This window comes from Pseudactinotalea sp. HY158, assembly GCF_009660225.1.
GTDB lineage: Bacteria > Actinomycetota > Actinomycetes > Actinomycetales > Beutenbergiaceae > HY158.
The window spans coordinates 469,556-481,322 of record NZ_CP045920.1; the positions used below are offsets into that span (position 1 = coordinate 469,556).

Consider the following 11,767-nt stretch of genomic DNA (forward strand, 5'->3'; position numbering starts at 1 on the left):
TCTACTGTGGCAGCTGTGGAAGAACTGGAGCTCATCGGGGTGGCGTTGCTCGCACTCTTCGTGGGTGTCGTGGGCACGCTCGCCTTTCAGTGGAGCGACCGCTCCCTGCACGGACCCGCGCTCGGGGGCACCGGTTCCGAGGACGACGTCGCGGCCGTGCTCGCCGCCCAGCCCGCGACCTCGGTGCTGCTCGACGCGGACAGCCGAGTCCTGCGTGCGAGTCCCGACGCGTACCCACTCGGACTCGTGCGCGGAGACCGCCTGAGCCCGGTGGCGCTCGAGCTCATCGAACGGGCGCGCGGCGACGGCGGCACGGTCGCCACCGAGATCGCCCTCGCCCGCGCCCAGGGCCCCGAGCTCGTCTTCGACGCGCGGGCGACCCCGCTCTCGCGCTCCCGGGTCCTCCTGCTCGCCCAGGACCGGACCGCGGCGAAGCGCCTCGAGGAGGTCCGCCGCGACTTCGTGGCCAACGTCTCGCACGAGCTCAAGACCCCGGTGGGGGCGTTGTCGCTGCTGGCCGAGACCGTGCACGACGCGGCCGGGGACCCGGAGGCGGTTCGCCGCTTCACCGCCCGGATGACGATCGAGGCGCGCCGACTGGCCGATCTCGTGCAGGAGATCATCGTGCTCTCGCGGGTGCAGGCGCCCGACGTCTCGTTGGCGGTCGAGGACGTGGAGCTCGACCAGGTGATCGCCGAGGCGGTCGATCGCGTGGCCGTCGACGCCCGCGAGCAGGGCACCGAGATCACGATCGGCGGGGTGTCGGGGCTGCACGTGCGCGGCGACCGCAGCCTCCTGACCATGGCGGTGCGCAACCTGCTCGACAACGCCCTGCGCTACTCGCCGCCCGCGGCCCCGATCAGCGTCGTGACCAAGGCGGCGCACGGCTCACGCGCCACCGGCGGAAACCCGGTGGGAACGGTGAGCATCGCCGTCATCGATCAGGGGGCGGGAATCCACTCCGCGGACGTGGCCCGGATCTTCGAGCGGTTCTTCCGCGGCGACCCCGCGCGCAGCCGCGACACCGGCGGCACCGGCCTCGGCCTGAGCATCGTCAAGCACGTGGCCGCGAACCACGGCGGCGACGTGCGGGTCTGGTCCAAGGTCGGTCGCGGCTCCACCTTCACCCTGCGTCTGCCCGAGTCCGCGGTGGACCCGGCGCCGAATACCCGAGGAGAACGATGACCCGGATCCTGCTGGTGGAGGACGAGGCCTCCTACCGCGACCCGCTCGCCTATCAGCTCGGGCGCGAGGGCTACGAGGTCGTGGCGGTCGCCGACGGCCCGCAGGCGCTCGAGGCCTTCGACGCCGACGTCGGCCTCGTGCTCCTCGACCTCATGCTGCCCGGACTCTCGGGGATCGAGGTGTGCCGGGAACTGCGCGCCCGCTCGACCGTGCCGATCATCATGCTCACGGCCAAGGACGAGGAGATCGACAAGGTGGTCGGGCTCGAGCTCGGCGCCGACGACTACGTGACCAAGCCCTACTCCTTCAGGGAGTTGCTCGCCCGCATCCGGGCGCTGCTGCGGCGACAGGGGGAGGCGGGCGAGCGCTCCCAGCCGGCGGGCGAGGAGCCCGAGGACGGCGTGCTCGTCGCCGGCCGGATCTCGATGGACACCGACGCGCACCTGGTCGCCGTCGACGGGCAGGGCGTGAGCATGCCGCTGCGCGAGTTCGAGCTGCTCGAGCTGCTGCTGCGCAATCCCGACCGGGTGCTCACGCGCGGTCAGCTCATCGACCGGGTCTGGGGCTCGGACTACGTCGGCGACACGAAGACCCTCGACGTCCACGTCAAGCGGTTGCGGGCCAAGGTCGAACTCGACCCGAAGCAGCCCCGCGCGCTCGTGACCGTACGCGGCGTCGGCTACAAGCTGCGCAGCTCGCTCGACTAGGCCCGTCGAGGCAGTCGGGGCCGGCTACCCCGGCTGGGGCGGGCGAGACCGATCAGGGGAGGAACTGGTCGTAGGGCTCGAGGGTGCCGTCGAGGACCGGTGCCGTGACGAGGATCGAGCCTCGCTGCGGCGTCGCGATCGAGATGCCGATCGTGCTCCCGGGGGGCGCGTCGACGGCCCCGACCTTGAAGTCGAACGAGGTCGACGTGCCGTAGCCGACCGACTTCGGGGTGAGGTAGATGGTCTGGCTCGCGTCGACGTCGACGAGCACCGGCGCCGCGGCGCCGACCTGCACCTGCACCTGCGTCGCCTCCTCCGTCAGGTTCGTGAGCGAGCCGATGAGCGTGCCCGGGCTGCCCTCGGCCGTGGTGAGCACGAGCATGTTCGTGGCGCGGATCTGATTGTCCAGCAGCTCCGTCACGCCGTCGCTCGGGTCGACGGGCAGGAGGGTCTCGTACGGCGAGCAGGCGCTCAACCCGGCCGCGACGGCGAGGACGGCGCCGGCGGTGGCGAGACGGCGAAGGCGGCTGGGCACAGAACTCTCCTTGGATGACAGGGGCCTACTGACGGCCCAGCCTAGCGCCTCGGGCCCGCCCGGCCGGCATCCCTGCGCCGCCGATCTGCGCCCGATGTGTGCCCGATGTGTGCCCGGCCCGCCCCCGATCTGCATGGAAACCCTTTTCAGGTGCGTGGTAAACTGAGCGTCGGCGAAAGGGAAGTGCAACCTCATGACCTTCAGTGTTGGCGAGACAGTCGTCTACCCGCATCACGGTGCGGCGCTCATCGAATCGATCTCCAAGCGGAAGATTCGCGGTGAGGAGAAGCTCTACCTCCGGCTGAAGGTGGCGCAGGGGGACCTGACCATCGAGGTGCCCGCCGAGAACTGCGACCTCGTGGGCGTCCGTGACGTCGTCGACGGGGAGGGGCTCGAGAAGGTGTTCGAGGTGCTCCGCGCCCCCTACGCCGAGGAGCCGACCAACTGGTCGCGCCGCTATAAGGCGAACGTCGAGAAGATCGCCTCGGGTGATGTGATCAAGGTCGCCGAGGTGGTCCGCGACCTCTCCCGGCGCGACGCCGACCGCGGCCTGTCCGCCGGCGAGAAGCGGATGCTCTCCCGCGCACGCCAGATCCTCGTCTCCGAGCTCGCGCTCGCCGAGAAGACCGAGGAGGAGCAGGCCGAGGCGCGCCTCGACGAGGTCCTCGCCTCCTGATCCTCACGGCCACGAGCGACGACGCCGCGCGTGTGGAAGAGTTCTCGCACGAAGTCATCGTCGTCGCGCCCGGGGAGGACCAGGCCATGAAGATCGTCACCGCGAAGGACCCGATGGTCGCCGAGGCCATGTCGGCGGCGGGGTATCGGTCATGATGGAGCGGCTGCGCACCGGCGTCGGAACCGACGCCCACACCTTCGAGGCGGAGGGCCGCCTCGGCATGGCGCTCGCCGGCCTCGCGTTCCCGGACGCCCCGGCGCTCGACGGGCATTCCGACGGCGACGTCGCCGCCCACGCCCTCGCCGACGCGATCCTCTCCGCGGCCCGCCTGGGCGACCTCGGCAGCAACTTCGGCGCGGCCGAACCGGAGTGGGCGGGCGCCGCGGGCACCGCCCTCCTCGGTGAGAGCGCCCGCCGCGTGCGCGCCGCGGGCTTCGAGATCCTCAACGCCGCCGTGCAGATCGTCGGCAACCGCCCGAAGATCGCCGCCCGGCGGAGCGAGGCCGAGGACGTGCTGAGCGCGGCCGTCGGCGCCCCGATCTCCGTCTCCGGCACCACGAGCGACGGGCTCGGTTTCACGGGCCGGGGCGAGGGGCTGGCGGCGATCGCCACGGCCCTGCTGCTCGCCCCCGCGGGCTAGTCGCGCCGTCCGGACGCTGGGAGGAGGCGCACGCCGACGCGCGAGCGGCCTCCGGGAAGATAGGCTCACGCGGGTGACCCTGTATCTCTACGACTCCGCATCTCGGACCACGCGTGCCTTCGTGCCGCGCCAGCCCGGGCGGGTGGGCATGTACCTGTGCGGGGCGACCGTGCAGTCCTCCCCCCACATCGGGCACCTGCGCTCGGCGGTCGCGTTCGACATCGCGCGCCGCTGGCTCGAACGCAGCGGGTACGAGGTCACCTTCATCCGCAACGTGACCGACATCGACGACAAGATCCTGACGAAGTCGGCCGAGGCCGGCGCCCACTGGTGGGCGTGGGCGTACCGGCACGAGCAGGAGTTCACCGCCGCCTACGACGCACTCGGCCTCCTGCGGCCCACGTACGAGCCGCGGGCCACCGGGCACGTGCCGGAGATGATCGAACTCATGGGCCGGCTCATCGAACGCGGGCACGCGTACGTCGGCGACCCGGGCAACGTGTACTTCGACGTCCGCTCGTGGGGCGAGTACGGCAGCCTGACCCATCAGCTCCTCGAGAGCCTCGCCGGCGAGGACGAGGCCGACGTGCCCGGCGACAAGCGCGACTCGCGGGACTTCGCGCTCTGGAAGGCCGCCAAGCCCGGCGAGCCGGCTACCGCGGCGTGGCCCACCCCGTACGGCCGCGGCCGGCCGGGCTGGCACCTCGAGTGCTCGGCCATGGCCCACCGCTATCTCGGCGAGGCCTTCGACATCCACGCCGGCGGCTTCGACCTGCGGTTCCCGCACCACGAGAACGAGCAGGCGCAGTCGCGCGCCGCCGGCTGGGACTTCGCGGGCACCTGGATGCACAACGCCTGGGTCACGGTCGGCGGCGAGAAGATGGGCAAGTCCCTCGGGAACGCGCTCGCGGTGAGCGAGGTGCTCAAGGACGGGCCGCCCGTCGTGCTGCGGTACGCGCTCAGCGCCGTGCACTACCGCTCCACCCTGGAGTTCACGCCGGGTGCCTCGATGGCCGGTGCCGCCGCCGCGTGGGAGCGCATCGCCGGCTTCACCGCGCGCGCCGCCGAGCTCGATCCGGCCGTCGCCGCGGCCGAACCGGCGCAGGTCGACCTGCCGGCGGAGTTCGTGGCCGCGATGGACGAGGACCTGAACGTGTCCGCGGCGCTCGCGATCGTGCACGAGCACGTGCGTCTCGGCAACGCCGCCCTCGCGGGCCCCGGCGGCCCCGAGGCCGGTCGACGCGCGCTCGGCGTGCGGGCCATGCTCGACGTGCTCGGGCTGGACCCGCTCGCACCGCGGTGGCGCAGCGGTGGCGGCGGCGACGAGGCCCTCGGGGTGCTCGTCTCGGCGGTGCTGGCGGACCGGGCCCGTGCCCGGGACGAGCGGGACTGGGCGAGAGCCGACGAACTACGCGACCTGCTCACTCGGGCCGGGGTCGTGGTCGAGGACGGGCCCGAGGGGGCCCGATGGACGGTGAAGAGGAATCATGGCCGGTAATCAGCAGCGCCCCGGCGGCGGCGGTCGACCGAAGAAGAAGGGGCCGAGCCAGGGAACGGGCGGGCACGGCCGCAAGCGGCTCGAGGGCAAGGGGCCCACGCCCAAGGCCGAGGACCGGGTCTACCACGCGGCCCATCGGCGCAAGCAGGCCGCCGACCGGCTCGTCGCCAAGCAGCAGCAGCAGCGGCGGGCACCGGAGCGACGCGACCGGGTCGAGGGCGTCGTCACCGGGCGCAACTCCGTGCTCGAGGCGCTCCGGGCGGAGCTCCCCGCGACCACGCTGTTCGTGGCCTCCGGGCTCGACTCCGACGAGCGCGTGGCGGAGTGCCTCGAGCTCGCCGGCGCCGGCGGCGTGCCGATCCGGCAGGTGGGGCGCCCCGACCTCGACCGGATCGCCGGCGGCGTGCATCAGGGCATCGCCCTCGAGGTGCCCCCGTACGAGTACGCCGACCCCGGCGACCTGCTCGACGAGTCCCTCCGGGCCGGCCGGACCCCGCTGTTCATCGCGCTCGACTCGGTGACCGACCCCCACAACCTCGGGGCGGCGATGCGTTCGGGCGCGGCATTCGGCGCCGACGGGGTGATCGTGCCGGCCCGGCGGTCGGCCGGGGTCAACCCGACCGTGTGGAAGGTCTCCGCCGGGGCCGCCGCGCGGCTGCCGGTGGCGCGGGCGACGAACCTCGTGCGCACCCTGCAGGACTTCAAGCGAGCCGGCTGCTTCGTGGTCGGACTCGACGCGGGCGGTGACACGACCCTGCCCGAGTTCCACCTGGCGGAGGAGCCGCTGGTGCTCGTGCTCGGCTCCGAGGGGGCGGGGCTGGGCCGGCTCGTGCGCGAGACCTGCGATGTCGTGGTGAGCATCCCGATCGCCGCCCGGATGGAGTCGCTCAACGCCTCCGTCGCGATGGGGATCACGCTGTACGACGTGGCCCGCCGCCGGGAACGGGCCGCCGGAGGGCAGGCTGGGTAAGGTGGCGGGATGAACTGGCGACGGAGTACGGGCATCGTCATCTCCAAGACCGGCCAGGCCGTCCGAGCCGCCGGCTTCCTCGATGGCGCCCAGGTGCTGGCACGGATCGAATCCGATCCGGAGGCCCCCGATTCCGTGCTCGTGACCGTCGCGGTCGACGAGGCGGACCGGGTCGCCATCCTGAGCGAGGACGGGCGACGGATCGTGCCGGGGCCCGCCGTGGCGGACCTCGCGCAGGCGATCGCGGACGACGTCCACGGCGAGGTCGGCTTCGCCGAGGCGGCGGGCCGGGCGGAGGACTCCGAGCAGGGGGCCGCCGGGCCGGACCCGTTCGACCAGCATCTCGACGTCGATGCGGCCTACGCCCCGGACCGCGCCGTGATCTTCGCGCGCACCGGGGCGGCCGGGGTCATCGACCTGGCCACAGCCGTCGACCAGCGGGTGTTCACCCGCGAACACCTCGACGGGCAGCTCGTGTTCGTGGCCGACGGCCCGGCGCTCACCGCGGTCGAGTGGCCCGGCGCTCTCCGGCCCGCGCTCGTGATCGAGCAGGGCGCCGCGTTCCCGGCGCTCACGGCCGTCACGGTCGACGGGTCGGCGCACGTGCACACGTGGGACGTCCAGGTCACCGAGGTGCCCGACGTCTCGGGCGACGCGCTCGGTGGCGTGCGGGCCTTCCTCGACACGGTGATCGGCACCGGCGCGCTCGTGGGGCGGCTCATGCGGCTCTTCCCGGCGGCCGAGCCGCTCGGGGTGCGCACGGCCCTCGACGGCGTGGACGCCGGTCCGGCCCGGCTGCTCGCCGCGCTCGGGCTCCCGGCGGACGCGGCGGCCTTCCTCGTGCACGATCGCGCCGCCGGCGAACTCGAGCAGGTGACGCCGGTCGACCCGGACACCCTGGTCGAGAGCCTGCGGCGGGCGATGAGCGGGGCGTCGGTCACGATGACCGAGACCGCCGAGGCCATGCGCCAGCGCGCCGAGGCGATGCGGCTGCGGGCCGAGACCGTGTTCGATGCGGCCGAGACGTTCACCGAGGAGGTCGTGCTGCCGGCCCGGCAGTCCTGGCTCACGCCGTCGCTCGCCGTGGCCGAGGCCGTCCTCGGCGCGCTGGCGATCCGCCGGGCCCGTCGCGGCGGCGCGCTCGGGGTGATCTCCGGGGTCCTCGGGGCGGTCCTGCTGACCGATGCGACCGTCAACCTCGCGATCGCGGCCTCCCCGCTGCTGCGCCGAGGCCGCGACTGACCGGCACCGACCGACCCGTGCCCGCGGGGGTCAGTGCTCGGTGTCGGTGATCGCCCGGAGCGTCGCCGTGTCCAGCTCGAGCATCGCCTCCTCGTCCGGCCGATGCCGCAGCACCGAGTCGACGTAGGAGCGCGTCGCGTCGGACAGGGACACCTCGTGGCCGGCGTTCTCGGCCATGAACCACCGGTGCTCGAGGATCTCGTGGAAGATCTCGGCGGGCTCCAGCTTGCCGCGCAGGTCCCGCGGGATCATCCGCTGCACCGGCTCGAAGACGTCGGTGAGCCAGTCGTGGGCCACGTACTCCTCGTCGTCGCCGAGCCGGTCCTTCGCGGCCCGGAAGGTGTCCATGTCGTTGAGGAGCCGGCGTGCCTGGTTCTCCTGCACGTCGAGGCCGGTCAGGCGCATGAGCCGCCGGTGGTGGTGGCCGGCGTCGACGACCTTCGGCTGGATGCTCACGGTCGTGCCGTCGAGGTCGGCCGTCATGGTCAGCTCGCCGACGTCGTAGCCGAGCATGTTGAGGCGTCGGATTCGCGCGGTCACGCGCCACCGCTCGCTGCCGGAGAAGGACTCGGGCGCGGTGAGCTCCCGCCACAGCTCCTGGTATCGCTCCGCGAGCCGGTCGCCGATCGCGACGGTGTCGGTGCCCTCGGGAAGCACGCCGCCCGCGTCGAGATCCATGAGCTCGCCGATGATGTTCACCCGGGCGATCTCGAGGTCGTATTCGCGTTGACCCACGGTGAGCGTGTCGTGCAGATCGCCCGTCTCGGCGTCGACCAGGTAGGCGGCGAACTCGCCGGCGTCGCGGCGGAAGAGCGTGTTCGACAGGGAGACGTCACCCCAGTAGAAGCCCGTCACGTGCAGGCGCACGAGCAAGACGGCGAGGGCGTCGATGAGCCGGGTCGCCATGTTCGGGGTGAGATGCCGGGAGAACAACGCCCGGTACGGCAGCGAGAACCGCAGGTGCCGGGTGATGAGCACCGAGTCGAGCGGGGAGCCGTCGGGAGCGGTCCGGCCGCCGATGACGCCGACGGGCGTGACCGAGGGCACCTCGAGCCGGTTGAGGTCGCGCAGGAGCTCGTACTCCCGGTAGGCGACGGTCTCGCCGATCTCCTTGATCGCGATGACCCCGCCGGGGATCCGCACGAATCGCACGACGTGGCGGGAGATGCCGCGGGGGAGTGCCGCGAGGATGTCCTCCGGCCATTCCGCCAGCGGGATCTCCCAGGGCAACTCGAACAGCGCCGGGTCGGGCTGGGCCACGGTGATCTGGAGGCGAGCGGGCATGGGGCCAAGTCTCCCACGGCGCGCCCGCCCGGTCGGGTGAACGCGACGGCGGGGCGGGCCATGGCCCGCCCCGCCGTCGAACGCGCTCGATCAGTTGGGGAGACGCTCACCCGTCCCCGCGGAGAACATGTGCGACTCGCCCTCGCGGATCTTCACCCAGACGCGGTCGCCCTTCATCGGGGGCGTGCGCGGGTTGACGCGCACGATCATCTGGGCGTCGCCGGCGCCGGAGGTGATGTGCTCGGCGGCGTCCTTCGAGTCCAGCTCGCCGTAGAGGAACGCGTCCGAGCCGAGCTCCTCGACGAGGTTCACCCGCACGGGGAAGGCGCCCTCGGTGCCCTCGGAGGTCACGTCGAGCGACTCCGGCCGGAAGCCGAGGATGATCTTGCCCTCGTCCTCGGGGGTCAGGGCATCGACCGTCGCCCGCGGCAGCGGGACGTGGGCGTCGCCCAGGTGCGCCTTGCCCTCGGCCACCTTGAACTTGCCGAGGTTCATCGCGGGGGAGCCGATGAAGCCGGCCACGAAGGTGTTCGCGGGGCGGTCGTACATGTCGCGCGGGGTGCCGACCTGCTGGAGCACGCCGAAATTGAGGACGGCGATCCGGTCGCCCATCGTCAGGGCCTCGGTCTGGTCGTGGGTCACGTACACGGTCGTGACGCCGAGCCGGCGCTGGAGGGAGGCGATCTGCGTGCGGGTCTGCACCCGGAGCTTTGCGTCCAGGTTCGACAGGGGCTCGTCCATGAGGAACACCTGCGGCTGGCGAACGATCGCGCGACCCATCGCCACACGCTGGCGCTGACCGCCCGAGAGGGCCTTGGGCTTGCGGTCGAGGTACTCGCTCAGGTCGAGGATCTTCGCTGCCTCCTCGACCCGCTGGCGGATCTCCGCCTTGTTGATGCCGGCGATCTTGAGCGCGAAGCCCATGTTGTCGGCGACGCTCATGTGCGGGTAGAGCGCGTAGTTCTGGAAGACCATCGCGATGTCGCGATCCTTCGGCTGGACGTCGGTGACGTCGCGGTCGCCGATGAGGATGCGGCCGGCGTTCACGTCCTCGAGGCCGGCGAGCATGCGCAGGGAGGTCGACTTCCCGCAGCCGGAGGGGCCGACGAGGACGAGGAACTCGCCGTCGGAGACCTCGAGGTCGAGGGCGTCCACCGCGGGGCGCTCGGTGCCCGGGTAGATGCGAGAGGCGGCGTCGAAAGTGACTGAAGCCATGGGGGTATGTCCCTTCACCGGCAGGTACGTGCCGGACGATCCGTTGTGAAGGTGCCAGAACTCTCTGACACGGCCCGATTCCCCGGGCTGTCGACCAGTGTGCCACACGCGCCGGGATCGGCGGTGACCGCGCTCACCTTCTGGGATCGGATGTGTGCTCCCCGCCGGTCCCGTCCCCGGCCTCGCCGCCGTGGATCCGCGGCAGGAACAGCGTGGCCGCGAACCCGACGGCCAGCGCGATCGCCGCCACGAGCATGGTCGACTGCACGCCGGCGGAGAACGCCGCCGTCAACGCGCCGTGCACCTGGTCCTGCGCGGCGGCGGGCAGACCGAGCCGGTCGAGGGATCCGAGCACGCCCCCGGCCGAGGGGCCGAGCGAGGACTCCAGCCGGGCGGCCTGCGCGGCACCCACGCCGTCGATGCCGGCGAGCGAGCCGGCCGCGCGGGAGGTGGCGAACGCCGAGAGGATCGAGGCGAGGACGGCCACCCCGAGGGCCGAGCCCAGCTGCCGGGTCGTGGACTGGACGGCCGACCCCTGCCCGGAACGGGCCGGCGGGATCTCGCTCAGGATCGTTCCGGTGAGCTGGGCCGAGGCGAACCCGAGGCCGATGCCGTAGCCGGCGAGCAGCACCGCGATGAGCGCGGGGGACGTGGCGGGGCCGACGACGAGCGCCACGAGGACCAGGCCGACGGTCTCGATGGCCAGGCCCACGCTCGCCACGCCGGCGGGCGTGATCCGACGCGCGAGCGGGCCGGCGATCCCGCCGGCGACGAAGGCACCGGCGCCGAGGCCGGCGAGCACCCAGCCGGCGCCCATCGCGCTCAAGCCCAGGGCGTTCTGGAGGTAGAGCGGCAGCACGAACAGCATCCCGAACTCGCCGAGGGCCACGAGGAGGGCCGCCGCGTTGCCGAGGCCGAACGACCGGTGGCGGAAGAGCGCGAGGTCGACCACGGCCGCCCGTCCCGCGGCCCGTCGGTGGCGCTGCCATGCGATGAACGCCACGAGGGAGGCGGCGGCCACGAGGAGGGCGGTCGCGGGCATCGAGAGCGGCAGGGACCAGGACAGGCCGGCCAGGTGGAAGTCGCCGCGCGGGACCCACCACCCGTAACTGTTCCCCTCGATGAGGCCGAGCACGAGGCCCCCGAAGGTGATCGCCGACAGCACCACGCCCGTGACATCGAACCCTCGCCCGGGATTGGGGTCGCGCGTCTCGGGGATGACGAGGAGGATCCCGGCGAGGATGGCCGCACCGACGGGCAGGTTGACCCAGAAGATCCAGCGCCAGCTCACGTCCGTGGTGAGCCATCCGCCCAGGAGCGGGCCCACGGCCGCCGTGCCGGCGATGACCGAGCCCCACACGGCGAAGGCGATCGCGCGGTCGCGGCCGCGGAAGAGGGCGTTGACCACCGACAGCGTGCTCGGCAGGATGGCCGCCCCGCCCAGGCCCTGGAGCGCGCGGGCGCCGATGAGGCTCGAGCCGCCGGTCGCGAAGCCGGCCCACAGCGATCCGGCCACGAACACGACGACGCCGGCGGCGAAGACCCGCCGGCGCCCGTAGCGGTCGCCGATCGTGCCCGTGGTGAGCAGGAGCGAGGCGAAGATGAGCGTGTAGATCGAGTTGACCCACTCGGCGTCGGTCAGGTCGAGATCGAGGTCGCGGATGAGCACCGGGAGGGAGACGTTGACGATCGTGCCGTCGATGACGATCATCGCCACCCCTGCGGCGAGGATCGTCAGGGCGAGCCAGCGCCGCCGCCCCGCGAGGGCGGGGACCGGGTGATCGCGACCGCGCAATCGAAGTGACGTCATGTCAG

The 11,767-nt window shown here is 72.7% G+C and carries 12 protein-coding genes; 8 read left to right on the forward strand and 4 right to left on the reverse strand.

What is annotated here, in order from left to right; translation table 11 throughout:
- Nucleotides 1-15 precede the first annotated feature (15 nt).
- Together GCE65_RS02035 and GCE65_RS02040 are read left to right on the forward strand one after the other, a co-directional pair.
- Nucleotides 16-1,185, forward strand: a complete 1,170-nt coding sequence (locus GCE65_RS02035) for a cell wall metabolism sensor histidine kinase WalK (RefSeq protein ID WP_228760067.1) — start codon at nt 16-18, stop codon at nt 1,183-1,185.
- Nucleotides 1,182-1,892: a response regulator transcription factor gene (locus tag GCE65_RS02040; RefSeq protein WP_152817216.1), complete on the forward strand. Its 711-nt coding sequence runs from the start codon at nt 1,182-1,184 to the stop codon at nt 1,890-1,892. Before GCE65_RS02035 ends, GCE65_RS02040 begins: the two co-directional genes overlap by 4 nt.
- 52 nt (nt 1,893-1,944) lie before the next feature.
- Here the strand turns inward: GCE65_RS02040 and GCE65_RS02045 are convergent, their stop codons facing one another.
- Nucleotides 1,945-2,427, reverse strand: a complete 483-nt coding sequence (locus GCE65_RS02045; RefSeq protein WP_152817217.1) for a hypothetical protein — start codon at nt 2,425-2,427, stop codon at nt 1,945-1,947.
- 193 nt (nt 2,428-2,620) lie between these two features.
- On the opposite strand from GCE65_RS02045, the gene GCE65_RS02050 reads away from it, so the two are divergent.
- The 6 genes from GCE65_RS02050 (at nt 2,621) to GCE65_RS02070 (ending at nt 7,453) form a co-directional block, all read left to right on the forward strand.
- The gene (locus GCE65_RS02050; protein WP_152817218.1) at nt 2,621-3,103 is read left to right on the forward strand and encodes a CarD family transcriptional regulator; all 483 of its coding nucleotides are present in this window, start codon (nt 2,621-2,623) and stop codon (nt 3,101-3,103) included.
- 32 nt (nt 3,104-3,135) lie between these two features.
- Nucleotides 3,136-3,258 (forward strand): hypothetical protein, encoded by a 123-nt coding sequence (locus GCE65_RS16795; protein WP_255475293.1) that lies wholly within the window; start codon nt 3,136-3,138, stop codon nt 3,256-3,258.
- Nucleotides 3,258-3,743 carry a 2-C-methyl-D-erythritol 2,4-cyclodiphosphate synthase gene (gene ispF / locus GCE65_RS02055; protein WP_153879123.1) on the forward strand — a complete coding sequence of 162 codons (486 nt, stop codon included), beginning with the start codon at nt 3,258-3,260 and terminating at the stop codon, nt 3,741-3,743. Before GCE65_RS16795 ends, ispF begins: the two co-directional genes overlap by 1 nt.
- Before the next feature lie 73 nt (nt 3,744-3,816).
- On the forward strand, nt 3,817-5,241 hold the full coding sequence (cysS, locus tag GCE65_RS02060) for a cysteine--tRNA ligase (RefSeq protein WP_153877196.1): 1,425 nt from the start codon (nt 3,817-3,819) through the stop codon (nt 5,239-5,241).
- Entirely contained in the window at nt 5,231-6,211 is a 981-nt protein-coding gene (gene rlmB, locus GCE65_RS02065) for a 23S rRNA (guanosine(2251)-2'-O)-methyltransferase RlmB (protein WP_153877197.1), read from the forward strand. The genes cysS and rlmB overlap by 11 nt, the downstream gene beginning before the upstream one ends.
- Before the next feature lie 9 nt (nt 6,212-6,220).
- Nucleotides 6,221-7,453 carry a hypothetical protein gene (locus GCE65_RS02070; protein ID WP_153877198.1) on the forward strand — a complete coding sequence of 411 codons (1,233 nt, stop codon included), beginning with the start codon at nt 6,221-6,223 and terminating at the stop codon, nt 7,451-7,453.
- A gap of 30 nt (nt 7,454-7,483) precedes the next feature.
- On the opposite strand, the gene GCE65_RS02075 is transcribed toward GCE65_RS02070, so the two are convergent.
- The 3 genes from GCE65_RS02075 to GCE65_RS02085 form a co-directional block, all read right to left on the reverse strand.
- Complete coding sequence (locus GCE65_RS02075) at nt 7,484-8,737, reverse strand: DUF4032 domain-containing protein (protein WP_152817222.1); 1,254 nt, start codon at nt 8,735-8,737, stop codon at nt 7,484-7,486.
- 90 nt (nt 8,738-8,827) lie between these two features.
- Complete coding sequence (locus GCE65_RS02080) at nt 8,828-9,952, reverse strand: ABC transporter ATP-binding protein (protein WP_152817223.1); 1,125 nt, start codon at nt 9,950-9,952, stop codon at nt 8,828-8,830.
- A gap of 133 nt (nt 9,953-10,085) precedes the next feature.
- Nucleotides 10,086-11,762 (reverse strand): DHA2 family efflux MFS transporter permease subunit, encoded by a 1,677-nt coding sequence (locus GCE65_RS02085; protein ID WP_153877199.1) that lies wholly within the window; start codon nt 11,760-11,762, stop codon nt 10,086-10,088.
- Nucleotides 11,763-11,767 lie beyond the last annotated feature (5 nt).